We start from the raw sequence: 23635 nt of genomic DNA, 5'->3' as shown, positions 1-23635 counted from the left end.
TTTGCTGATTTTAACTGATCGATGTATTTAGAAAAAGTGGAGGTCAAAAATGTCAGAGTCCCAAGAGTATCACTTAAAAGTCCCAATGGAATTTGATTTTCAGCAAAATTTAAATTACTTGTTGCGGGAATCCAATGAGGTGATGTATCAAATTGAAGGTCAGAAGATCACCCGTGTGGTCGAAATTGACAACCTGCTGATTTTGATTAGGCTGTCCTATAAAGAAGCTTATTTGAGGATCTCAATTTTAAATGAGGTGCATCTGACTGAAGAACAGGTGGCAAAATTATTGATCTTTGTTGAGGATTTTTTTGATTTAACACGGGATCTAAAACCGTTTTATCAATTGGCTAAGGCTGACCCGATTTTGAAGAATGTGGCAAGTCAATTTTATGGATTGCGCTTAATGGGGGTGCCTGACTTTTTTGAAGCTATTTCTTGGGGGATTTTAGGACAGCAAATTACCTTAAGCTTTGCTTATACGTTGAAGCGACGACTCGTCGAACGATTTGGTGAAAAAATCAGCTACCATGGCCAAGTGTATTGGGCGTTTCCGACAGCCGCTGTCATAGCTGATGCTGATATGGCTGACTTGTTGGCTCTTAAACTTAGTCGACGTAAATGCGAATATTTGCAAGAAGTGGCTCGTTTGATTTTAAGTGGGCAAATTTCAAAAGAGGCTTATTTAAGCATGGCAGATACTGAGACAGTGGAAAAGGCGATGACGACTATTAGAGGAATCGGCCCCTGGACAGCCAATTATGTGATGATGCGCTGTTTTCGTTTAGGTGAGGCTTTTCCGACAGCCGATGTCGGCTTGCTTAATGCGTTGAAAGTGGTTCAGGGCTTACCTGAAAAACCTACCCAATCCTCTTTGTTGCACTTGAAAAAATGTTGGGGCCAGTGGTGTGGCTACAGTACCTTTTATTTATGGCGATTACTGTATTAAGAAAGGAATGAATAAGATGTTTGACACAATCTATTATGATACCCTTCAGTTTGCTGATTACAAGTTTTTAATGGCTGTCAGTGACAAGGGCTTGGTTTACCTGGACATTATTTCAGATGAGGTGGCCAATGTTACAACTTTTTTTGCTAAGTATAAGGAAACAATAGTGCCTGTTTACAATTCAAAAAAAGTGGCGCCTTATAAAACCCAATTAGTAGAATATCTTCAAGGAAAGCGGCAAGCTTTTGATATGGCCATTGATTTTGGCGAGCGGGGAACGTCTTTCCAACAAGAGGTGTGGCAAGAGTTATTAAAAGTGCCTTTCGGTGAAAGCTCCAGCTACAGCTTGTTGGCAGAAGCTGTTGGGCGGCCCCAAGCCACCCGAGCCGTCGGAACAGCCGTGGGCAAAAATCCCATTCCGATTATTGTTCCATGTCACCGTATTTTACGTAAGGATGGTGGCATTGGGGGATATGCAGGGGGGGTACCGTTGAAATACCGTTTATTGGCAATCGAAGGAATTTCATGTAAATAGATAGCGTTGGGATTATCGCTTAACTGCTAAAAAGGAGGCTGTGACGGTTATCAATTAACTGTCACAGCCTCCTCTTTTTAGTTGTCTGTCTCGGCAAAAGCCGTAAGCCTTGGCTTAAGCCTCTTGTTACAAGCCGCGTTTGATTTTTTCCCATTCGATTGCTAAGTGTTTACGGGTTAGATCAATATAGGTTTCGATCAAACGATCGTATTCTTCTACGAGTGCATCGTGCCTGCTCATATCATTGTCCATTTGGGCTTCATACTCACCTTCGACAACGAAATTAATTTTTTTCAAGGTCGAAAGAATTTCCGCGTTCTTTTTATCCCCAAAAAAGGTCAACCTTAATTTAGAGGTGACGACTTTATATTCATCTACACTATTATGATAGTTGGCAATTTGCTCTGTTTTAAGATGATGAGTTTCAGCGGTTGCCAAATCTTTTTGGATGGCGATATTTTGTTGAATCACCGTTCGTGAGGCCTTAAAAATGGCCGTTGTGTAATTGATTAATTCCTCAGAATACTCGGTAATTTGATTCATCCACTCAATCCGGGTATCCCCCATAGCTGTTGCGTCAGGCCTAGGAGGGCGTTCGTGGTGAGCGACGTTCTCCTCATTATCTTCTTCATCTTCACTGTAGTAAATGACAATATCTCGTTTTAACCCTTTGATTTGTAAATAGAAATAAACACTGCTTATGAGAGAAACGACCAGTGCCACAATCGCTAAAATCAGTGAAAATTGCAGGGTATTAGTTGAATACATCCCTTTTTCCTCCGCTCTAATATCCAATAATTAAAGGGGTGACAATACAATAAACCCTTCACCTCTCATTCTACTAGAGGTTGATAGAAAAATCGACCGTTTTTTAATAAAATATCGAAATAATTTTAGACAAAAGCATGGATAGTTTAAACTGAGCGGGAAATAAGGTATAATGGATGAGACAGCCTTGTGAAGAAAAACTTTAAGTAGCAAGAGGAGGAAATAAAGTATGAAAAAAATCTTAGTTGTAGACGATGAAAAGCCAATTTCCGATATTGTAAAATTTAATTTAACTAAGGAAGGCTACGAAGTCTTTACTGCCTATGACGGTGAAGAAGCCATTGAAAAAGTCAAAGAAGTGGAACCAGACCTAGTCTTGTTAGACTTAATGTTGCCAAAGATTGATGGTTTAGAAGTTTGCCGTGAAATTCGTAAAAGTTACGATATGCCCATTATTATGGTGACGGCGAAAGATTCAGAAATTGATAAAGTTTTAGGCTTGGAATTAGGCGCAGACGATTATGTCACGAAACCATTCTCAAACCGGGAACTCGTTGCTCGTGTCAAAGCTAACTTAAGACGCCAAGGATCTGTCAGTACTAAAGTTCAAGAAGAAGAAGAGTCCAATGAATTGGAAATAGGGGCGTTAACGATTCACCCAGATGCGTACATTGTTTCTAAACGTGGTGAAAAGATTGAGTTGACCCACCGTGAGTTTGAGTTGTTGCATTATTTAGCGAAGCATCTTGGACAAGTGATGACACGGGAGCATTTATTGCAAACCGTTTGGGGCTACGATTATTTTGGCGATGTTCGAACAGTCGATGTAACAGTTAGACGTTTGCGTGAAAAGATCGAAGACAGCCCAAGCCATCCAGCTTGGCTAGTCACCCGTCGAGGCGTAGGTTACTACTTGCGCAATCCAGACCAAGACTAAGATAATCATGATCAAGAATTTCACTGACCCATAGATCTGATGATCACCATCATCTCTATGGGTTTCTATCTACACCAAAGAGGGACGGATTTTTACGTTATTTTGTCAAAACCACCATTATGGGAAGTACCTTTTGGTGTGGGACAATGTCCCCATTTTTAGAATTTAGGAGGTTCAGAACATGCGGAAAAAAATCCGTTTTTTCCAATCTGTTCATTTCAAAATTGCCATGGTGTTTGTTCTGCTGCTCTTGATATCAGTGGAAATCATCGGGGCTATTTTTATTCGTGAATTAGAAAAAAATAATATTTCCGCTTTTAAGGAGAGCATGAACGCCAATGTGGAACAATTAGCTTCTAATCTTAGTGCAGAATTAAGCTCTTCAGATGATGAAGACGATGCTACTCTTAAGCGGGCCGTCAATGAATTTTCCAAAAAGGATGTCTTTGAAGTACGAGTGGTAGATGACAAGGCCATTGTTCGGGCTACTAGCGATGCCAATAAACAAAGCGATATTGGCAAAAAGAACGACATCCCGGAACTGAATGATTTTACCGAAAAACGAAAAGAGATCAAGGATACCGCAACCAACAAACGGGTCTATATCAACGTTCAGCAAATAAAGTCACCGACTGGCGACGCAGTCATCGGTGCTCTCTATGTTAAGAGTGACATTGAAAGCCGTTATAAAGACGTCAATGATACCGCACTAATCTTCTTTTCTGCGTCGATGATTGCCATTTCAATTTCTTTAGCAGTGGCTTTGCTAGTGGCGCGAACCATTACTAAACCAATTGGTGAAATGCAGCAACAAGCCATGAAAATTGCTCAGGGGGACTACAGTGGCGAGATTGAAGTTCATGGTCAGGATGAATTAGGCCAGTTGGCTCAGACCTTTAATGAGTTATCCGATCGGGTTGAAGAAGCTCAGGAGACCTTGGAGGCGGAACGACATCGTTTGGACAGTGTCTTGTCCCACATGACCGATGGGGTGATTGCCACTGACCGCCGTGGCAAAGTGATCATTATCAATGAGATGGCCTTAATGTTGTTAAACACGACCAGTGAAGAAGCGGTCAATAAATCGATTTTAGAAATTCTAAACATTCATGAAAATTACACCTTGCGCCAATTATTGGAAGAACAAAATGAGCAGTTGATCGATGTCAGCATTTCAGAAGAAGAGCAGACCATTTTAAAGGCGGATTTTGCCATGATTCGACGTGAGTCTGGTTTTATCAGCGGCTTGGTCTGTGTGCTTCACGATGTTACGGAACAGGAGAAAAACGAAAGCGAGCGCCGTGAGTTTGTATCGAATGTGTCCCATGAATTACGGACGCCGTTAACCAGCATGAAGAGTTATTTGGAATCCCTAACCGATGGTGCTTGGCAAGACCCAGAGTTGGCACCGCGCTTCTTAAACGTTACCTTAGAAGAGACGGATCGGATGATTCGCATGATCAACGATCTGCTTCATCTATCGCGAATTGACGCTCAAAAAAGCCCAATTCAGCTAGAACTGGTCAATTTAAATGAGATGGTTAATTTTGTACTTGAACGTTTTGAGATGATGATTAAAAGTCAGAATCAGAACTATAAGATCAAAAAAGAATTTACTCGTCGCACGATCTGGACAGAGGTAGATCCAGATAAAATTATTCAAGTGCTGGATAATATTATGAATAATGCCTTAAAGTATTCACCTGATGGTGGTGAAATTACGTGTACCTTGTTGGAAACCCACAATAACGTGATTATCTCCATTTCAGATCAGGGCATGGGGATTCCCCAGCAAGATGTTAAGCGCGTATTCAATCGTTTCTTCCGGGTGGATAAAGCTCGCTCCCGTGCCATGGGAGGCTCTGGTTTAGGCTTAGCTATTTCACGCGAGGTCATTCAAGATCACGGCGGCTCGATTTGGGCTGAAAGTGAAGAGGGGAAAGGCTCAACCTTCTATATCTCTCTACCATATGAACCAATAGAGGAGGATGATTGGATATGAAACTAGGCGGCAGATTGATTCGTTTCGGATTAGTGAGCATGATCGTCTTAAGTCTCTTTCTTTCTTGGAAAATCTGGACGAACTCTGGCAGCAAAGATTTGGTGGATAATAGTAAAAACTCAGAAAGTACCATGAACATGAAGCAACCGAAAGATGTCTTTAGCCCTGTTAAGCTAATCTATCATGATGATCAGGGGAAACATTTTTACAGCAATAAAGAAAACTTGATTTCTTCCATCACCAAAGAAGTGCTGCGGTTATCTCGTGAACGTTTAACGGTGTATTCGGAAAAAGACGGAGCTAGATACCTAGAGTCTCAAACCAAACCGAATTCCTTTGAGTTGGTAATGGGCAGTCCAATATCTCTCGCTTATTTTTTGGAGATCAATGACCAGGATGTGACCCGCGGAATTGAAGAGGACATGAGTTTTCAACGATTAGTTGTGTCTTTGGACGAAGATGTGATGTATGTTTTAAATGATAAAAATCAGCAAGTGTATCGCATTAAGTTTAAGGGCGATTTAAGTGAAATTAGACGACTTTTACGAGATACAAATAACCGATTTATTGAAGTTCTTCATGAAGACTCTGAGTTACCTGTCTTTTATCAATTTATCGAGGACATCACCTTAAAAAAATACAGTTATATTTTATCAACCCAATCTTATACGTTGTTCTCTCAGGCATTTTTTGATAATCCTCAAGAAATCATGCCAAATGACAGCAATAGAAACAGTAGAGATGTGGATTTGATCAACGCTGAAGGCGACAGTTTGAAGATTAGCTATGATACTGGCGAAGCCCAGTTTAGCGGGCGGATTAAACCAGAAACGGTCTTAGTCAATCCAACTCACAATATTTATACAGATACTTTTTACTATGTTCAGAGTATTGGAAATTCCATGGGGACTATTCGTTACTTTGAAGGCCGTGGAAATAAAGTGACTTATCGCAATTTTGTAGAAGGCTTTCCGATTTTTAGTGATCATACCAAAGGACGGGTTGAAGTGACCCGCAATAATCAAATCATCCAAGTGATGACTAATCAGGAAACGATCCAAGTTCCGATTCCTTCAGATGAAGAAGTAACGTTGCCAAATACAGAAAGAATTGTAGCGCAGCTTGAAGCAGCGGGGATTCAGCGCAAAGAGTTAGAAGATCTGCAAATTGGTTATACTTGGGAAGCTAATCAGGAAACCAAACAAGTGGTGGATTTAGTGCCAGAATGGTATGTGAAACTTGATAATTATTGGGACAATGTGGCCAATGTGATTCAAAAAGCCCAGGAAATGGGAGGGAAAGAGTAATGGATTTTAAACGAATAGAACTGATTTTTTTCTGTGCATTTCTCAGTCTCAATTTATTTCTCTTATACACCTTTCGTCAAAGTCAAGTTGATCAAGGGCCTACGTCGGAAATTGCCACTGCGGCAGATATTGAAAGTCGGTTAAAGGCGGATAAAATTTCCTTTGAAGGGACGTTTTCGGCCAAGATTTACGATGGCTATTATTTAAGTGCTGAGGCCACTAATTTTCATGATGTGGTTCAAGACAGTTATGATAAAATTGAGAATCATCGCTTATCACGAACATTGCCTTTAGCCAGTCAGATTACCATCGATCGGCAAAATTTAGAAAAGGAATTAACGAGCTTTTTGATTGGAGATGCTCCGATCGTTTTTGGGGCGGACTATCGTCTCAGAGAATTGCCTTCTAATGAACAAAATGAAATTGTCTTATCACAGGAGTTCGAAGGTGTTCCCTTTAATGATGAAACGTCAGAACTGCATTTTGATGTTCCAGACGCTGAGGAAAAGATCACATTAAAAGGCTACACCCAAACCCATCTATCAGAGATTCAACCTTTGCGTGAAAAACAAGAAGTAGTCAGTGAAAATGCGGCCATTAAAACCTTGTACATGAGCAATCGAATTCCCAGTGAGTCAAAAGTCGTCAAAACGGAACTGGCTTATACTCGGCTCTTTACGGTGCGGGATAAAAATGTCTATATTCCGGCTTGGTTCGTTTGGATCGAAACTAATAAAAATAACATTCAAATGGAACGAATTAACGCCTTCACCAATTCAGTGATTTCCGCAAGTATTCCCGAAGTCAAAAAATAAACTCAACCACTAAGTCAGCTTACTTTTGCAGGACTTAGTGGTTGTTGGTGGTTTGAAACAAGCGATTGAAGGAAGGGAGGCGCCCTTATCCGCAAGATTTAACTCTTTTCAATGAATTTCCCGTGGATTTCTGCTATAATGTGAGAGTATGAAAGTAGAGAGGGGAATCACGCCTTGAACAGTCAAGAAGCGTTTAAAGTGAGTATTTTAGCCAGTGGTAGTTCTGGTAACTCTCTTTATATCGAATCAGAAAAACAAAAAATATTGGTGGATGCTGGACTAAGTGGTAAGAAAATCACAAGTCTGATGAATGAAGTTGGCCGATCGCCAGCCGAGTTGGATGCCATTTTGGTCACTCATGAGCACACAGACCATATTCACGGTGTTGGCGTGTTATCTCGTAAACATGGGATAGATGTCTATGCTAACGAAAAGACCTGGGAAGCCATGACAAAAAATGTGGGCAATATCGACCCAGAACATAAGCGAATTTTTGAAAGAGGGAAAACATTGACTTTCGGTGATATGGATATCGAAAGCTTTGGGGTTTCTCATGATGCCGCTGACCCACAATTTTATCAATTTCACCGCAATAATAAACGATTTGTCGTCTTAACCGATACAGGTTACTGCAGCGACCGAATAAAAGGGACGGTCAAGGATGCTGATGCGTACTTGATGGAAAGCAATCATGATTTAAGCATGTTGCGCATGGGAAAATACCCGTGGAGTTTAAAACAGCGTATTTTAGGCGATAAAGGCCATCTGTCAAATGAAGATGGAGCCTTAGTGATGACCGAATTAATCGGCAACAATACGAAGCGAATTTATCTGGGGCATTTAAGTCGAGAAAATAATATTAAAGAGCTGGCTCATATGACCATGGAGCATACTTTAAGAGAACACGACTTCGGTGTTGGCCATGATCTAATGGTCTACGATACTGATCCAGATATTGCCAGTGCGATGTTTGCTATCTAATAATTAATCCCTCAAAAGGAGCTAGCGAGCCTTTTGAGGGATTTTAAAAAAGGAAAAACTCTCAATCAACGGGCCATAAGCCGTGATTGAGAGTTTTAAATTATTGATCTAAATTTTTTTGAGTGCTTTTCACATTTTCAGCATCCAGTGTTAATTCAACGGTAGTTGTCTTTTTGTCACTTTCACGGTAGAAAGTAATTTTGACACTGTCCCCAACTTTTTTCTTATACAGAACGGATTGTAAATCTGTTCCCGTTTCGACTTCTTTGTCATCGATGGCGACAATCACATCATATTGTTTTAAGCCGGCTTTTTCAGCAGGTGAAGCAGGTTCAACTTCGCGAATAATCACACCACCAGTCAGATCTGTTGGGATTTTTAAGATTTTTTCTTGCTGCTCACTGCTAATTGCCGATAAATCACTCATTTTAACACCTAACATTGGACGTGATACTTTTTTGTTGGCTTCCAATTGATTGATGATTTCTACTACATCATTACTTGGAATAGAGAAGCCCATTCCTTCAGCAGAAACACCAGAGGTAGCAGAGGCAATTTTAATTGAGTTAATGCCGATAACTTGACCAGCTGCATTGACTAAGGGACCACCTGAGTTACCAGGGTTAATGGCAGCGTCTGTTTGAATGGCGTTAATTTGAATGGTTTGGCCGCTATCATTTTGACTGGTAATGTTACGGTCTTTACCAGAGATAATGCCTTGAGTGACACTGTTGGCATAAAGTGAGCCGAGAGGTGAGCCAATGGCAATGGCAGGTTCGCCTAATTTAACCGCATCTGAATCGCCAAATTCAGCAGTGGCTTTGACATTCTCAGAATCGATTTCTAAAACAGCTAAGTCAGTATAAACATCACTACCCACTAATGTTGCATCAACTTTGGTGCCATCACTAAGAATGACCTCAAGTCCATCAGAACCTTCTACAACGTGGTTGTTCGTTACAATATAGGCTTTTTTGCCGTCTTTCTTGTAGATAACACCACTACCTTCACTGCTAGCCTCTAAATCAGAACCATCAGCACTATCGGCATTATCTTCTGGTTGCTGTTCTGATTGGCCGAACAACCCACCTAAACCACCCATGCTTTGGGTGCTTTGTTGTTTTTGTAAATTAACAACGGAAACAACAGCTTGTTCGACTTTCTCAACAGCTTTCGTTGTGTCACTTTCCACATCGTATTTAATATTGCTGATTTGTGCTGTATTTGCCGTACTATTAGTAGTATTACTAGTTGTTAAATCTTCTTTCGGGGTTGCTGGGTTGTAGAGCATTAAGGCCACACCACAGGTTAACAAACCGCCAAGGACACCTCCTGCGATGCCTTTAATAAATCCAGAACTTTGTTTTTTTGGTGAGTATGGGGTTACGTCTTTTCTCATATTATGCGGTGCTAGGCACCTTTCCTCCTTTGGGTTAATTATTGATTATATTCATTATACATTTACCTTACACCTATAGTCTAATATCTGAGTTTGAATATTTTATGAAAAAGCTCGTATAAAATGACAGACAATTATTGAAAAATAACAATTAGCTTGTGAAAATCATGAAGAAATGACGTTTCTCATGACTTTTTAATTTTAGTTACCCACAGAGCTTATCCACAGAAACTGTGGATTGTGCAAAACTTTTGAGGATAACTGATATAATAAGGATGAGTTCTCAACAATTAAGTCAAACTATCCACATTTTTGTGGATAAACCTGTGGACAACTGTGGATAACTTTTTACTTGGTTTTTGAGTCAGAGTAGATTAGTATTTAAGAAGAGCGGAGAAAAAACGCTGGACAACATGACATCAAAAATAGTGATGAGATTAAAGGGTGGATGAGATGAAAGTTCGGATTATTGCAGTAGGGAAGTTAAAAGAAAAGTATTTAAAACAAGGGATTGAAGAGTATGCCAAGCGTTTAGGCAAATATTGTAAGTTTGAAATTGTTGAAGTCGGAGATGAAAAGGCACCTGAAACCTTAAGTGAGGCAGAGATGCTACAGATTAAAGAGAAAGAAGGGCAGAAAATCTTAGCCAAGATCGGTGATAATGATTTTGTTTATGCTTTAGCGATTAATGGCAAGGATTATAGCTCAGAAGAGTTTGCTGCTTCTGTGGATAAAGTGACAACTCAGGGACAAAGCACGATCAATTTTGTTATTGGTGGTTCTTTAGGGCTCTCGGATGAGGTCCTTAAGCGCTCGGATCAGCAGATTTCTTTTGGTCGGGTGACTTATCCTCATCAACTGATGCGCTTGATTTTGAGTGAACAGATTTATCGTTGTTTTAGGATCGTACATGGGCATGCGTATCATAAGTGATGAGGTTATTCTTAGACAATTAAATTTAAAGGAGGGACCGATTTGTTAAGAAAGAAAGTCCAAACGATAGTTTTATTAAGTACGGTAGCGTTATTTTTATTTACAGGGTGTGGAAAAACAGAAAGTAAAGATGATGGTTTAATCACTAGTAGCTCTCATGAAAAAGAAGCATCTTTTAAAACAAGTACTAGTGAAACCTCTATTGATATCCCTATCAGTTCTTCCACAGAAAAAACAAATGAGAGCTCAGTTACTTTTGTTGCTCAAAGAACCTATACATTTGAGGAACAGTTAGAAATATCAGATAAGTTTCTTACTTGGGCTAGCGAGAGAGCTGCAATGGGTGGGATGGCTGTCAATGGTGCTTATTTTAATCATGGTGCAAGTGGGAGAGGAGATTGGTATGCCAAAACGCCTGAGGGACAATATATTTTAATGCAACGACAAGATCCTACTATTAATATTGAGAAAAATAAGTATTTAGCAAATGCAATTGGAGGAGTTGTTTTTTACTATTCAAAATTTGGAACAACTGGTGTAACGAATGAAATAAATGATCAAGAAAACAATCCAAGTACTGCCACTGGGTTCAGTCAAGTAGCTATTTTAGACCAACCCATAGTGAAGTATTTGCTAACAGATAATGGTTTTGTCTATGAATTCAAAAGTAACGGAGCCTTTAGTGATGGTTTCTATGTAACAGATGACGATGGTGATTTTGATTATTGGCCTGGTGAACAGGTTCCTTTTATTGTTTCGGAAGATAAAGTGGCCCAAGATGAGCTTCAACGAATTCTTGCAAGCTATAATTAAGTAGGGAAGGATTCTATTGTTGCGAAGATTTAAAATTTGTATCTCCCTTTAGCTTAACCTTTTTAAAGAAAAAAACCTTTTTATTGGCCTTGAAAGACTTACCTAAGACCAATAAAAAGGACTATCGCATGGATAAGTATAACTCAAAAACATCAGTTTAGGAATGAGTATCGTCCCTTAAGTTGAAAAATTTATCGACGGATGCCCAAACAGTTATCACAAACTACGATTATTACAGTAAAAAACTTGATTTCCAAACAACCTTAAACATCTTATTGCACGGAGTTTACGAAGAATACCCGAGCTACTGCGAGGTGAGTCGCGCCTTTCTTGATCAACGGCTTTGCTGCGAAATTGGCATTGAGTCCATTAACCACAGTCGTTTATCTCGTTGCTTGATTGAGGTGGATGCCACTGTCCTCATGGAAATTTTCCGAAACCTCGTTGGGGACATTCAGCAAAAACAATCAGCGACCAAACGAAACAGTCTCCAATTGATTGATTCTACGACTATTCCCTTGAATCAGCACTTGTTTTCCACCAAGTTGGGAATTAAACTTCATCATTAATTTGTGTCATATGGGCGAAAACAATCAGCAGCCGAAAGACTTTACGATTACCAATGCAAAAGTCCAAGATCGGGCTCAAATTGAGGTATTGGTTAATAAACCCAAAGCGACTTATATCGTAGATCAAGGTTGCTTTGGCTATAAGTTGTTGGACAAGATGCACCGTGATGGGGTCTTTTTCGTGACTCGCACCAAGAAAAAGACACTTGTTAGCGTGCTTGATCATATGGAAATCGATGACTATAAAACGACTGACGGACAAATTATTAGTGACCAGCACGTTGCCTTAGGAGGCGGAAAGAACTCTCTCACGTCACGTTTTCGACTGGTGACCTTGACTAAAGGGCAGAAGCTTCTGCCCTCGTACGAATCGCATGGACGTCAGTGTACAGGAAATCGCGGATATGTATCAATTAAGGTGGTAAATATAGTTGTTTTTTCAACACTTAAAGCAAAATCTAACAATCAAGAAGCTATACTCACAAGATGAGCAAGACGCGATGAATCACGTGATTCTCATGCTAATTGCCACCCTCTTGACGTATCTGATTAAATTGGAATTAGGGCCGAGTGCGACTCCGTTCCAACTCACACGAGCCTCTCATAATCAACGGTTTGATGTGGCAGAGCTCTGGTTGAAACCATTTATTCCGACATAATCGTTTAAATAGTCGCTGCGCCTTTGTTTTAAAACTAAATGACTGAAAAATTTATGGAAATAGTCATCTGTTGTGTAAGTATTGACTGTTTTGTCATTTTTTTTGAAAGTTAATAAATCAGAATATTCCGACAAAACTTACGCAATATCAGTGATTTGTTTTGAACTTAAAATTATCGTCATGTTTAGCCTCCGATGGATGGAACAATTTTTAAACCAAGCAGCATATAGACAAATAGTAAAATAAGTAAGGTTAGTCCGATTCCTTTTAGAACGGATAGTAACCTGTCCTTTTGCCATTGTCTAGAGATCTTCGTTACTAGTTTTGCATCATTGAGATGGTTGCTTTGGGTTTGTTCAAGACTCAGCGTTGTCGCCATATTTTTCAATTCTTTGCGACATTTTGGACAGTTAACAAGATGCTCTTCAACAAGTTCAATGGTAGCCTGACTACAAATTTTGTCGTAATAAAGTGGTAACAAATCGGTTATAACATCACAAGAGATTTTCATGTGAGCCCTCCTTTAATTTTGCACGATGAAAAATTACACGTGCTCAACGATCACTTTTATCAAATAATTCTCCTATTAGGCTAAAAGGCAATTCGCCGAATACTCGCAAGGTAATGACTTCTTTGTATGGTTCAGGTAACTGATGCAACAAAAAATGAAGTTCTTTAGCTACCTCTTTATTTGTCAAGCTAAGTTCAAGGTTGTCTGCTGACAAAAAATTGTTCTCTGTGGGCAATGGTACCAAGCGCTTCTCTTTTTTATATAGGGTGAAATAACTGTTCTTGGCAATCTGACAGAGCGAAACAAAGAGTGAACAGGAACCATTGAATTTCTTGATGTTTTTCATCACTTTAAAAAATATTTCTTGAGTGATGTCTTCGGCGATACTTTCATTTTGACTTAGGGACAAGATGTATTTGTAAACGTCACTAAAATAAAGCCGATAGATATCATCAAATTTTTCCACTGTACCACCTCCTCTACTTATAAGACTGCATAAGTCGCAAAACGTTTCAATAAATTTTTTATTTTTATAATGATGTTAAAATAGTGGGGATTCGTTATGTTACTATGACACATCAAATCGTCTAAAAAAATTACGGTAGTTTTATTGTGCCCTTATCCAGTTAAAGTGCAACTTCAGATCGTAAATTATGAGTTTTCTGATAACAAGAGGCACGTATGAACAATCAACACACCGTACAGAGGACCAATCAATTTACAATCAATCGTTGGAGCTAAGAAATAATTTGCTGAAAATAATGATTTTTGTGGCGCTTTTGAAGGGAACGATTAATCGGATATTAAGTTACTATGAAGAATATTCACAAGTTGCTTATTTGGCTACTTTTGCGGTGAAGTCAAGCCGCAAAAGAAATAACATAGGCCAAAAATTAGTTGAAATATTAAGGCAAGTTTTAGAAAGCAAAGGCTACAACGGGACTAGGGGAGTTGCGCGAGAAGAGGGTGTGCTGCTTTATAAGAAGTGCAAGTTTGAAATCGTTTCAGATCCAGTAATGAATGCGAGCCTAGAGATGATTGATTTTAAAATGGTTTGTCGTATCTAGTTTATGTCAATCGTAGAAAAATACCGACCAGTGTTTAAAAATAAAAAATAAATACATATGATTCTGAGATGGGGCTAAGGTGAAATATTTAAAAGAAGAGTATTCAATAGACTTGGAGGCTTTTTCAGATGATTCTAAAAAAGAAGGTGAAAGCTAGAAGTGCAAGTATTATATCCCAATAGTTGACCCCATGTCCCCCCTAGATCTCCCACTTTTAACTAGTCGAAAATAGGGGAGAGAAAAAACGGAAGAATGCTGATGAGACAATGGTCGTATTACTCTCGGCTTTTGTTTCCCCATTAACCCCTTTAAACTATTTATAAGAGAAGATATAAGTGATGATAAATGAATTGAAAGTATTAGAATATCAGTGACTCAACTTGATTTTTATGGGAAAACAGAGGAAAGCTATGTCTCCCATCAGTCATTGGAAAGGGGCAGTGGTGGCAATATGAGGGGATGAAGGAAACGGGTCTCGGGGAAAAGTAGCATTTGTTATGAATGGGGTGATTTCGCTAAAGAATTGAGGGAAAGATAATGGTACTAGCTAGAATGTGACTCCTAGAAATGGGAGGTTGGTTTGGGATCTGACCTTGAGATGCTGAACTGGTTCTAAGAGAAATTAGACGAAGTAGAGGTTTTTGACAAGAAGGAACAGTAATCAGTGGTCTCCCTAGCTAGTAGCGAAGGCGTCTTTTTCATTTATTTTTGATTAACAACATGTATTAGGCAAATGGGGATATGTTATAATGACTAAAAGAAAGTGATTGAAGAGGTGGGTTTGATGGAGTTTGTAAAAGTAACTGAGTTAAAACAACAATTAGATTCGTTAAGGCCGCTTAATAAAGATGAAGTGGCGAAACTGAAAGAAATTGAACGAATTGACGAAGTATATAATAGTAATGCTTTGGAAGGAAACACTATTACGCGTTTTGAGACTAAAATGATCTTATCAGAAGGGATTACTATCTCAGAAAAGCCCATGAGGGAGCACTTAGAGGTGATTAATCTGAACGAAGCGATAGACTTTGTCGAAGAGCTAGTAAGCTCTGAGCAACCTCTGAGTGAGCGACTAATTAAAGACATTCATCGTATTGTTTACGATAAACTAGCAATGGATAAATCTAATGTTGGTCAATATAGGCGAATACCTGTTGAAATCAGTGGCTCATCATTTGTACCGCCTGAACCATTTCATGTGCCTGGACTAATGCAGGAGCTAGTCAAATGGGCGAACACCAATCAAAATGTGATTCATCCTGTTGAGTACGCAGCACTCTTACATGAGAAATTTGTGACCATCCATCCATTTATTGATGGGAATGGCCGAACGGCAAGATTATTGATGAATTTTGCTTTAACGGGGAATGGTTATCCTCCAATAATAGTTAAAGCTGAACCATCCTCTCGTCTAAGGTACAATCGAACATTGGAGGCAGCACAGGTTGATCGGAACCTTGACCCGTTTACAGATTTTATCACTGAATTGGTCAGCGAGAAATTAGAAAAAATGATTGCGATTTTAAAAATGGGTGAACGCTTAAGTGATGAATGAACTAATACGAAGAAGTTATTTTGCTGTAATGAAATAGCTTCTCTATTTGTGTTGAAAGTGATTTTAGTGTGTTCAAATTCTAGTTTTTCTCGTTTAGCTTTTACAGTCTAACAATTGCCTTTTTATTAAATGGTGCTGAGGAAGACAATTAATCCGTGAGAAATGCCATTATCTCGTTACTTTTTTTATGTATACCAACGGGTAAATAAAGTGCGGGTATTTCAATAACATAGGAAAGCATCGTGAAAAAACACAAAAAATATGATATCGATATCAAAAAATAGCTTGACAATTAATTTGTGGGGGACTACAATACAACTATGAAATCGATATCAGAAAGAGGTGTGACTATCGTTGAGCAACATTTCGGACGTAGCAAAGAAAGCGGGGCTTTCTGTAGCGACAGTTTCTCGTGTTATCAATAATCATCCATATGTGAGTGAAGAAAAGCGCCAAGCTGTTTACGAAGCGATGGCTGAGCTTAGCTATCAGCCAAGTTCTGCGGCCAGACAGATGCGTGGTCAAAGCACCAAAATAATTGGTGTTATTGTGCCGAGAATCACCAATCCATTTTTTTCCTATTTAGTGGATGAGATTCAGCAGATTGCTTTTCAGAATGCTTTTCAGATTATGATTTTCCAAAGCAATGAGAGTTCAGAAAAAGAATTAAGTTTTCTTGAGTTATTGGCCAAAAAGCAAATTGATGGCATCATTATGTGTGCGGTAGAACAAGATCAAGAAGTAATTCAAGAGTTTACTAAGTACGGACCGATTGTTTTGTGTAATGAGCGATTTGATAACGATCAATTGCCAACAGTTAGTCTAGACCAGGTCAATGGTGCTTATCTCGGAGTCAATTACTTATTGGAGCAAGGCTATGAGAAGATTGCATATGCTACTGGGGGACAGTTCGAAGAAGCAGGCAAAGACCGCGATCGAAATAAAGGATTTAATCAAGCGATGGCAGATGCAAAAGTGCCTATTAAATCAGAGTGGCTATTTGTTAATTGCCATACGATTAGTGATGGTCGGAAAATTGCGCGTGAAATATCAAAAATGAGCGATGTTCCTGAAGCAATTTTTACTGGCAGCGATGAGGTGGCAGCTGGTGTAATCGTGGAAGCACAAAAGCTGGGAATTAAAGTCCCTTTGGAATTAGCGGTTCTAGGGTTTGATGATCAACCTTTAGCGGAATTGACAACGCCGGCGATTACGACTATTCGACAACCGATTCAAACATTAGGAAAAGAAACATTTAATTTGATGTTGAGTTTGTTGCAAGAAAGACCGTATCAAATCGATGGAACAAAATTACAAATGAGTTTGGTTATCAGAGAGTCTGCTTAAGTAGCGGATCTAAAGGGGATGCTGAATTGACGCAAAGACTTGACAACCCTTGTCTTTGTTCTTTTTCTGCAAAATATGATATCGATATCATATCGCGTTAATAAGCTAGGTAGTATTAGGGAAAACTCCCTTAAAATAAAATTTGACTTTGGAGGTAAGCTTTATGAAAAAGATGAAATTATTAAGTATGAGCATGGCTGTATCCGCTTTAATTTTGGCTGGGTGTGGCAGTGGTGGAGCAAGTGATCGGACGGAAGTAAGTCTACTAATTGGTAAAGAAGAGATTGCCAAAGAATTAGATGAAACGGTTTTAAAATACAATCAATCACAAGAAACATATACAGTTAAGATAATACCTTTGGCTGGCCAGAATGCTACTGAAAAATTGACTTCTCTATATGCATCTAAAAATGCGCCAGTTATGGTTAATGCCGGTGTTTATACGGAATTGGCACAATGGGAAGATAAATTTTTAGATCTGGGGGATTTGCCTTTAGTAAAAGGAATTGACGAGCAGTACCTGAAAGCAGGGCAAGTCAATGGAAAGCAACTGGGGATACCAACTACGATCGAGGCCTTTGGATTTCTTTACAATAAAGACGTATTAGCTGAAGCAACGGGTGGTAGTTTTGAACCTAGTCGTGTCGCAACCCGTAGTGACTTAGCTGATTTGATGAAAAAAATCGCAACCTTAGATAATAAAAAAGCTTTGGAGATTTCACCAATGGATTGGTCTTTAGGAGCCCATTTTACTAACTTACTATTTACAAATCAATCTGATGATGCAAATAAACGTCAGGATTTTATGAATCAAATGATGGAGGGAAAAGTCAATTTGAATCAGAATGAGACATACACAAATTGGGTGGCAACCTTTGATTTGATGAAAGAATATAATGTTGCTAAAGCAGCACCGTTATCTGCTGATTACGATTCTGCTACGTTGGCTTTAGCTAACGGTGATACAGGCTTATGGTTCATGGGAAACTGGGCGTATCCTCAATTAAAAGAAGCAAATCCAGAGGCCAAGATTGGAATTCTGCCTGTTCCAATGAGTGATGAAGCAGGCGGTTACGGCAACAGTCAAATCTCAATTGGCGTTCCTCAAACGTGGGTTGTGGATGGCAGTCAGTCATCAGAAGCGGAGCAGGCTGGTGCTAAGGACTTTTTGAATTGGATGTATGAAGACGAAGTCGGCCAAGATTATTATGTTAACAAACTGGGATTTATTCCAATCTCTAGTCATAATAAAGTGGAACCTAAAGACGAGCTATCTAAAGATGTCTTAGCCTATCTACAAAAGGAAGAAAGTCTTGAGTGGATGAATGCCCATTATCCAGCAACAGCCTTTCCTGCTATGGGCGCGAGCTTACAAAAGTATCTAGATGATAAAATCGACTCAAAAGAGCTTGCCGAAGAATTTGAGGATTACTGGAAGACAAGTGGCAAATAACGAACAGGTAGAGTCAATTGCATCGAAATGACAGTAGTTGACTCTAATTTAGAAGATCATACCATAAGTTAATTATTAGTTGTGTAAATAAGGGGGAGACATCATGTATTCGGAAAAAAGTTTGTTTGAAAAATTAAAAACCTTTGGAATCTTCGGTGCAATTCCTGTCTTTGTTTTTGTAACCGTCGTGATTATCCCTTTCTTTTTGGGATTGTATATGACTGTTACCAATTCAACAGGTACCGATATTTCCACCCAGTTTGTTGGGTTAAAAAACTATGCAGATGCTTTTAAAGATGAGTTGTTTTGGCAATCCTTAGGTTTAACTTTTAAGTATACCTTTTGGTCACTTATTTTAACTAATTTACTGGCGTTTGTGTTAGCCTTGTTAGTTACCAGTGGTTTTAAGGGGCAAAATTTCTTTAGAATGGGATTTTTTACGCCGAATTTGATCGGTGGAGTCATTTTAGGCTTTATCTGGCAATTTGTTTTTTCTAAACTGCTGGTTTTTATAGGCACAAGTTTTAATATTGAGTTTATCAGTCACTCATGGTTATCAGACCCAACGAAAGCTTTGTGGGCCTTGATCATTGTTGGGATTTGGCAAAATTCAGGCTACATGATGTTATTGTATATAGCAGGATTAACGGGAATTCCCCAGTCCTTAAATGAAGCTGCTTCATTAGATGGGGCAAATAATTGGCAGGTTTTAACAAAAATTAAAATTCCTATGATGATTCCTTCTTTTACTATTAGTATTTTCTTGACGTTGCAACGCAGTTTTATGGTATACGATACTAACTTGTCTTTGACTAAGGGTGGTCCCTATCGATCAACAGAGATGATTTCCATGCATGTTTACAACGACGCCTTCTTGTATCAAAACTATGGGACTGGTCAAGCTAAGGCCATTATTCTCTTTATCATTGTCGCTACTATAGCGATTACTCAAGTTGCAGTCATGAAACGGAAAGAGGTGGAAGCCTAGTGAACGGGAAAATTCAGAAGCATGTTAATAAGATAATGGTTGTGACGATGTGTTGTGTGATGTTTGTTCTCTATGTCTTCCCTTTTATTTTAATTTTGATCAACTCATTTAAAAGTCGGTTGGAGGTTATGGCTAACCCCTTATCCTTGCCATTAAATGTTGATTTTAGTAACTTTATTGAAGCTTTTACGACGATGAATTATGGTAAGGCAGTTGTTAATTCAATCATTATTACGCTGGTTTCAGTCAGCGTGATTGTCATTTTTTCGTCAATGCTGGCTTATTTCTTAGTAAGGTGGCAGTGGAAAATTAATAAAGTGATCTTTATGGCTTTGGTGGCCTCTATGATTATTCCTTTTCAATCAGTGATGATCCCTTTTGTGACTATTTTTGGTCATTTAAATTTATTAAATAGCCGTGGCATGCTGATTTACTTTTATTTAGGATTTGGCATTAGTATGGCAACCTTTATGTATCATGGATTTATTAAAAGTATTCCGATTGAATTAGAAGAAGCAGCGATTATTGATGGGGCAAGTCGTCTCCAAGTCTTTTTTAAAGTGGTGATGCCAATGTTGAAGCCCACGACAGCAACGATCGCTATTTTAGATGTTTTATGGGTGTGGAATGACTTTCTTTTGCCTTCTTTGGTGTTAGTTAATGATGACGTGCGGACGTTGCCATTATCCACCTTTTATTTCTTTGGTAAATACACCGCCAATTACAATGTGGCAATGGCCGCGTTGGTTTTGGTATTAATGCCAGTCTTGATTTTTTATTTTATTATGCAAAAGAAAATAATTGCAGGCGTTGTAGATGGTGCGATTAAGTAAAACTAGTAGATGTTAGGAAGGAACGACAAGTATGGCAGAACAAGAGTGGTGGAAAGAGGCTATCGTCTATCAAGTTTATCCTAAAAGCTTTATGGATAGTAATGACGATGGGATTGGTGATATTAAGGGAATAACTCAGAAATTACCTTATTTAAAAACCCTAGGTGTTGATGTAATTTGGTTAAGCCCAGTCTATCAATCGCCGATGGATGATGGCGGGTATGATATCGCCGATTATTATTCCGTCGATCCGATGTTTGGCAATAACCAAGATCTTGATGACCTGATAAATCTGGCAAAAGAACAGAAGCAACAGATCTTGATGGATTTAGTGATCAATCATACGTCGGATGAACATGAATGGTTTCAAAAGGCTTTGGCCGATCCGCTGAGTAAATACCGAGACTATTATATTTTTGAAGAAGGATTTGAAGGTGGTCCACCTAATAATTGGCGTTCCTATTTTGGGAGTTCTGCTTGGGAACCAGTACCAGGGGAAGAAAATCAGTATTACTTACATGCTTTTACAAAGAAACAGCCTGATTTGAATTGGGAAAACAATGAAGTTCGTGAAGAATTGTATAAGATGGTCAACTTTTGGTTAGATAAAGGGCTTGGAGGCTTTCGTATTGATGCGATTCTTAATATAAAAAAACGGGTTGAAAGAGGTTATTTTAAAGCCGATGGTGAAGACGGTTTAGCTTTCATTGGCGATTGGATTTTAAATCAACCGGGAATTGAAATCTGGCTAAATGAATTAAACCGTCGTTGTTTTATTCCACACAATAGTATGACAGTGGCTGAAGCAGATGTGCCAGATGAACGATTAGCTGAGTATATTGGAAAAGAAGGCTTTTTTTCAATGGTCTTTGATTTCAGTTACACCGATATAGATGTTCCGACAACGGGGGAGTGGTTTAAGCCGACAGGATGGACAATTGGCGAAATGAAGGCAAACATCTTCAAGAATCAATTGGTCACTCAAGCTAAAGGTTGGGGAGCCTTATATCTAGAAAATCATGATCAACCAAGGTCGATTAATAAATACTTGCCAGTTGAGCATCAGAATGACCACAGTAAAAAAATGTTAGCCACCTTATTTATGTGTCTACGGGGAACGCCCTTTATTTATCAGGGACAAGAACTTGGGATGAGCAATATCCAAATGAGTTCAATGGATGATTATGATGATATTGCCACTCACGATCAGTATCGGCGAGCACGATTAGCAGGATTAAGTGAAGAGCAGGCGTTTGCGAGGATGTACGAACGAAGTCGAGATAATTCCAGAACACCTATGCAGTGGAGTTCTGAAAAGCAGGCCGGTTTTTCTAATGGGCAGGTCACTTGGTTAAATGTTAATCCCAATTATCTAGACATTAATGCTGAGGCACAGGTTGGACAGGTAGGTTCAGTTTTTAGCTATTATCAACAGCTGATTGCATTGAGAAAAGCGGGGGCTTACAAAGAGCTCCTTGTTTACGGAACGTTTGAACCGATAACGACTGAAAGTGAGACTTTAATTGTCTATAAGCGTCAGTATCAAGGCAGAGGCCTATTAATTGTGATTAATTTTGATCAGAATCCGCAAACGTTTCCGTTAGAAACGGATGACTTGCAATTAATTCTGTCAAATGAACAAAAAGTGGTCAATGATAAAGGAGAACTGTTACTAGCTCCTTATGGGTGCTTTATTTTTGCGACAGACTAAATACGATAGCTAAGATTGTGAATAAAACAAGAATGAAGGAGGATGTTCATGTCGATTAAAAATCAAGCCATGCTAATTACTTATGCGGATAGTTTAGGTAAAAATTTGCAGGAATTAAGAGAAGTCTTAGAGAGACACCTGGAGGGTGTAGTTGGAGGGATTCATATTTTGCCTTTCTACCCTTCAAGTGGTGATCGTGGTTTTGCCCCCATGGACTATACCAAGGTTGACCCGGCATTTGGTGATTGGGACGATCTCGAAGCCATTAGTCGAGACTATTATTTTATGACAGATTTTATGGTTAATCATATTTCGAGACAGTCCCCCTATTTTCAAGATTTTTTGAAAAAAAAAGAAGCATCGGATTACCGTGATTTATTCATTCGGTATGAAAATTTTTGGCCAAAGGGAGAACCATCGGCTCAAGATGTGGCGTTGATTTATAAACGAAAACCGCGAGCTCCTTATGTGACTGTTGATTTTGAAGATGGTACGACGGAAAAAGTATGGTGTACCTTTGATGAAGAACAAATTGATTTGGATGTTACAACGGAATGCACTCGTCAATTTATTACAGATCAGTTGACCTTTTTAGCAAATAAAGGGGCTGATATTATTCGCTTAGATGCTTTTGCTTATGCCAATAAAAAGGTGGGAACTAACTGCTTTTTTGTTGAACCAAATATTTGGGACCTCTTAAGTTATTGTCATGATGTGGTAAAACCACATGGAAGCACGGTTTTGCCAGAAATTCATGAACATTATACTATTCAACAAAAAATTGCCAAAAAAGATTACTATGTTTATGATTTTGCTTTGCCTATGTTGGTTCTCCATGCTATATATAGTGGAACCGCCCATCGCTTAAAAAACTGGCTAGAGATATGTCCTAGACAGCAATTTACAACCTTGGATACCCACGATGGGATTGGTGTGGTAGATGTCAAAGATTTATTATCTGATGAGGAAGTTGAAGAGACTAGAGCTGCTTTATATAGTCAAGGGGCTAACGTGAAAAAAATTTACAGTTCGGAAGCCTATAATAATTTGGATATTTATCAGATCAATTGCACGTACTATAGTGCCCTTGGAAATAATGATCGGGCTTATATATTGGCACGGGCGATTCAGTGCTTTGCCCCAGGAATTCCACAAATTTATTATGTTGGCTTGTTAGCTGGTAAGAATGATATCGAATTGTTAGAGCAAACAAAAGAAGGGCGCAATATTAATCGTCATTATTATGACTTAGCTGAAATTGACAAAGAGGTCCAGCGACCAATTGTTCAGGCGGTCTTTGAAATTTTACAATTTAGAAATAGTTCGCCGGCTTTTGATGGGGAATTTAGTGTAGAGCTTGAGGACAACATTTTAGTGATGCAATGGTCACTAGAATCTGTTCTGGCTAAAATCGTGATTGATATGAAAACTCAACATTTCACCATAACAGAGATGAAAGAAATAACGGCAACGCTTATTATGACAAATCCGTTCTAGATTAGA

Annotated in this window: 24 protein-coding genes; 20 read left to right on the top strand and 4 right to left on the bottom strand. The window is 38.9% G+C overall.

The features are described 5' to 3' along the window. Nucleotides 1-49 precede the first annotated feature (49 nt). Entirely contained in the window at nucleotides 50-949 is a 900-nt protein-coding gene (locus I6N95_RS16855) for a DNA-3-methyladenine glycosylase 2 (protein ID WP_209530094.1), read from the top strand. 16 nt (nucleotides 950-965) lie between these two features. Beyond that, entirely contained in the window at nucleotides 966-1484 is a 519-nt protein-coding gene (locus I6N95_RS16850) for a methylated-DNA--[protein]-cysteine S-methyltransferase (protein ID WP_209530092.1), read from the top strand. 126 nt (nucleotides 1485-1610) lie between these two features. Here the strand turns inward: I6N95_RS16850 and I6N95_RS16845 are convergent, their stop codons facing one another. Continuing rightward, nucleotides 1611-2252: a hypothetical protein gene (locus I6N95_RS16845; protein WP_209530090.1), complete on the bottom strand. Its 642-nt coding sequence runs from the start codon at nucleotides 2250-2252 to the stop codon at nucleotides 1611-1613. A 229-nt stretch (nucleotides 2253-2481) separates the two neighbouring features. Between I6N95_RS16845 and yycF the strand changes: the two genes are divergently transcribed. From yycF to I6N95_RS16820, 5 genes are all read left to right on the top strand, one after another. Then, nucleotides 2482-3189 (top strand): response regulator YycF, encoded by a 708-nt coding sequence (yycF, locus tag I6N95_RS16840; protein ID WP_209530088.1) that lies wholly within the window; start codon nucleotides 2482-2484, stop codon nucleotides 3187-3189. Between the two features lie 181 nt (nucleotides 3190-3370). Then, nucleotides 3371-5191, top strand: coding sequence for a cell wall metabolism sensor histidine kinase WalK (gene walK, locus I6N95_RS16835; protein WP_209530086.1), 1821 nt, complete (start codon nucleotides 3371-3373; stop codon nucleotides 5189-5191). After that, on the top strand, nucleotides 5188-6498 hold the full coding sequence (locus I6N95_RS16830) for a YycH family regulatory protein (RefSeq protein WP_209530084.1): 1311 nt from the start codon (nucleotides 5188-5190) through the stop codon (nucleotides 6496-6498). Before walK ends, I6N95_RS16830 begins: the two co-directional genes overlap by 4 nt. Then, entirely contained in the window at nucleotides 6498-7313 is an 816-nt protein-coding gene (locus I6N95_RS16825; protein WP_209530082.1) for a two-component system regulatory protein YycI, read from the top strand. The genes I6N95_RS16830 and I6N95_RS16825 overlap by 1 nt, the downstream gene beginning before the upstream one ends. A 174-nt stretch (nucleotides 7314-7487) precedes the next feature. Then, nucleotides 7488-8294, top strand: a complete 807-nt coding sequence (locus I6N95_RS16820; protein WP_209530080.1) for an MBL fold metallo-hydrolase — start codon at nucleotides 7488-7490, stop codon at nucleotides 8292-8294. A 100-nt stretch (nucleotides 8295-8394) separates the two neighbouring features. Here I6N95_RS16820 and I6N95_RS16815 read toward each other — a convergent pair whose 3' ends face one another. Continuing rightward, the gene (locus I6N95_RS16815; RefSeq protein ID WP_209530078.1) at nucleotides 8395-9693 is read right to left on the bottom strand and encodes a S1C family serine protease; all 1299 of its coding nucleotides are present in this window, start codon (nucleotides 9691-9693) and stop codon (nucleotides 8395-8397) included. A gap of 453 nt (nucleotides 9694-10146) precedes the next feature. On the opposite strand from I6N95_RS16815, the gene rlmH reads away from it, so the two are divergent. From rlmH to I6N95_RS27130, 5 genes are all read left to right on the top strand, one after another. After that, nucleotides 10147-10626: a 23S rRNA (pseudouridine(1915)-N(3))-methyltransferase RlmH gene (gene rlmH, locus I6N95_RS16810; protein WP_209530168.1), complete on the top strand. Its 480-nt coding sequence runs from the start codon at nucleotides 10147-10149 to the stop codon at nucleotides 10624-10626. 42 nt (nucleotides 10627-10668) lie between these two features. After that, complete coding sequence (locus I6N95_RS16805; RefSeq protein ID WP_209530076.1) at nucleotides 10669-11439, top strand: hypothetical protein; 771 nt, start codon at nucleotides 10669-10671, stop codon at nucleotides 11437-11439. Nucleotides 11440-11621: 182 nt separating this feature from the next. Next, nucleotides 11622-12008: a hypothetical protein gene (locus tag I6N95_RS27140; RefSeq protein WP_245249597.1), complete on the top strand. Its 387-nt coding sequence runs from the start codon at nucleotides 11622-11624 to the stop codon at nucleotides 12006-12008. 10 nt (nucleotides 12009-12018) lie between these two features. Continuing rightward, complete coding sequence (locus I6N95_RS27135) at nucleotides 12019-12498, top strand: transposase (protein ID WP_245249595.1); 480 nt, start codon at nucleotides 12019-12021, stop codon at nucleotides 12496-12498. 10 nt (nucleotides 12499-12508) lie between these two features. Next, nucleotides 12509-12667 (top strand): hypothetical protein, encoded by a 159-nt coding sequence (locus I6N95_RS27130; RefSeq protein ID WP_245249594.1) that lies wholly within the window; start codon nucleotides 12509-12511, stop codon nucleotides 12665-12667. Between the two features lie 184 nt (nucleotides 12668-12851). Here the strand turns inward: I6N95_RS27130 and I6N95_RS16795 are convergent, their stop codons facing one another. Beyond that, the gene (locus I6N95_RS16795) at nucleotides 12852-13178 is read right to left on the bottom strand and encodes a zf-HC2 domain-containing protein (protein WP_209530074.1); all 327 of its coding nucleotides are present in this window, start codon (nucleotides 13176-13178) and stop codon (nucleotides 12852-12854) included. A 43-nt stretch (nucleotides 13179-13221) separates the two neighbouring features. Further along, complete coding sequence (locus I6N95_RS16790) at nucleotides 13222-13644, bottom strand: RNA polymerase sigma factor (protein WP_209530072.1); 423 nt, start codon at nucleotides 13642-13644, stop codon at nucleotides 13222-13224. A gap of 283 nt (nucleotides 13645-13927) precedes the next feature. Between I6N95_RS16790 and I6N95_RS16785 the strand changes: the two genes are divergently transcribed. From I6N95_RS16785 to gtfA, 8 genes are all read left to right on the top strand, one after another. After that, nucleotides 13928-14245 (top strand): GNAT family N-acetyltransferase, encoded by a 318-nt coding sequence (locus tag I6N95_RS16785; protein WP_209530070.1) that lies wholly within the window; start codon nucleotides 13928-13930, stop codon nucleotides 14243-14245. Nucleotides 14246-15029: 784 nt separating this feature from the next. Next, the gene (locus tag I6N95_RS16780; RefSeq protein ID WP_209530068.1) at nucleotides 15030-15800 is read left to right on the top strand and encodes a Fic family protein; all 771 of its coding nucleotides are present in this window, start codon (nucleotides 15030-15032) and stop codon (nucleotides 15798-15800) included. A gap of 354 nt (nucleotides 15801-16154) precedes the next feature. Further along, the gene (locus I6N95_RS16775; protein ID WP_209530066.1) at nucleotides 16155-17147 is read left to right on the top strand and encodes a LacI family DNA-binding transcriptional regulator; all 993 of its coding nucleotides are present in this window, start codon (nucleotides 16155-16157) and stop codon (nucleotides 17145-17147) included. Nucleotides 17148-17310: 163 nt separating this feature from the next. Then, nucleotides 17311-18600: an ABC transporter substrate-binding protein gene (locus I6N95_RS16770; RefSeq protein ID WP_209530064.1), complete on the top strand. Its 1290-nt coding sequence runs from the start codon at nucleotides 17311-17313 to the stop codon at nucleotides 18598-18600. Between the two features lie 103 nt (nucleotides 18601-18703). Next, complete coding sequence (locus tag I6N95_RS16765) at nucleotides 18704-19588, top strand: carbohydrate ABC transporter permease (RefSeq protein WP_209530062.1); 885 nt, start codon at nucleotides 18704-18706, stop codon at nucleotides 19586-19588. Continuing rightward, on the top strand, nucleotides 19588-20421 hold the full coding sequence (locus I6N95_RS16760) for a carbohydrate ABC transporter permease (protein ID WP_347340573.1): 834 nt from the start codon (nucleotides 19588-19590) through the stop codon (nucleotides 20419-20421). Before I6N95_RS16765 ends, I6N95_RS16760 begins: the two co-directional genes overlap by 1 nt. 31 nt (nucleotides 20422-20452) lie before the next feature. Then, nucleotides 20453-22132 (top strand): glycoside hydrolase family 13 protein, encoded by a 1680-nt coding sequence (locus tag I6N95_RS16755; RefSeq protein WP_209530060.1) that lies wholly within the window; start codon nucleotides 20453-20455, stop codon nucleotides 22130-22132. Between the two features lie 48 nt (nucleotides 22133-22180). Then, on the top strand, nucleotides 22181-23629 hold the full coding sequence (gtfA, locus tag I6N95_RS16750) for a sucrose phosphorylase (RefSeq protein ID WP_209530058.1): 1449 nt from the start codon (nucleotides 22181-22183) through the stop codon (nucleotides 23627-23629). Nucleotides 23630-23635 lie beyond the last annotated feature (6 nt).

The sequence above is a fragment of the Vagococcus allomyrinae genome, from assembly GCF_017829975.1.
Lineage (GTDB): Bacteria > Bacillota > Bacilli > Lactobacillales > Vagococcaceae > Vagococcus_D > Vagococcus_D allomyrinae.
The sequence above is the reverse complement of the archived record's forward strand: the minus strand, read 5'-3'. Positions and strand labels throughout refer to the sequence as shown.

Coding starts and splice junctions, on each gene's coding strand:
- gtfA (WP_209530058.1), top strand. CDS start 22,181: ATGTCGATTAAAAATCAAGCCATGCTAATTACTTATGCGGATAGTTTA.
- I6N95_RS16845 (WP_209530090.1), bottom strand. CDS start 2,252: ATGTATTCAACTAATACCCTGCAATTTTCACTGATTTTAGCGATTGTG.
- I6N95_RS16755 (WP_209530060.1), top strand. CDS start 20,453: ATGGCAGAACAAGAGTGGTGGAAAGAGGCTATCGTCTATCAAGTTTAT.
- walK (WP_209530086.1), top strand. CDS start 3,371: ATGCGGAAAAAAATCCGTTTTTTCCAATCTGTTCATTTCAAAATTGCC.
- I6N95_RS16765 (WP_209530062.1), top strand. CDS start 18,704: ATGTATTCGGAAAAAAGTTTGTTTGAAAAATTAAAAACCTTTGGAATC.
- I6N95_RS27135 (WP_245249595.1), top strand. CDS start 12,019: ATGGGCGAAAACAATCAGCAGCCGAAAGACTTTACGATTACCAATGCA.
- I6N95_RS16850 (WP_209530092.1), top strand. CDS start 966: ATGTTTGACACAATCTATTATGATACCCTTCAGTTTGCTGATTACAAG.
- I6N95_RS16855 (WP_209530094.1), top strand. CDS start 50: ATGTCAGAGTCCCAAGAGTATCACTTAAAAGTCCCAATGGAATTTGAT.
- I6N95_RS16815 (WP_209530078.1), bottom strand. CDS start 9,693: ATGAGAAAAGACGTAACCCCATACTCACCAAAAAAACAAAGTTCTGGA.
- I6N95_RS16825 (WP_209530082.1), top strand. CDS start 6,498: ATGGATTTTAAACGAATAGAACTGATTTTTTTCTGTGCATTTCTCAGT.
- I6N95_RS16780 (WP_209530068.1), top strand. CDS start 15,030: ATGGAGTTTGTAAAAGTAACTGAGTTAAAACAACAATTAGATTCGTTA.
- I6N95_RS16770 (WP_209530064.1), top strand. CDS start 17,311: ATGAAAAAGATGAAATTATTAAGTATGAGCATGGCTGTATCCGCTTTA.
- I6N95_RS16830 (WP_209530084.1), top strand. CDS start 5,188: ATGAAACTAGGCGGCAGATTGATTCGTTTCGGATTAGTGAGCATGATC.
- yycF (WP_209530088.1), top strand. CDS start 2,482: ATGAAAAAAATCTTAGTTGTAGACGATGAAAAGCCAATTTCCGATATT.
- I6N95_RS27130 (WP_245249594.1), top strand. CDS start 12,509: ATGAATCACGTGATTCTCATGCTAATTGCCACCCTCTTGACGTATCTG.
- I6N95_RS16795 (WP_209530074.1), bottom strand. CDS start 13,178: ATGAAAATCTCTTGTGATGTTATAACCGATTTGTTACCACTTTATTAC.
- rlmH (WP_209530168.1), top strand. CDS start 10,147: ATGAAAGTTCGGATTATTGCAGTAGGGAAGTTAAAAGAAAAGTATTTA.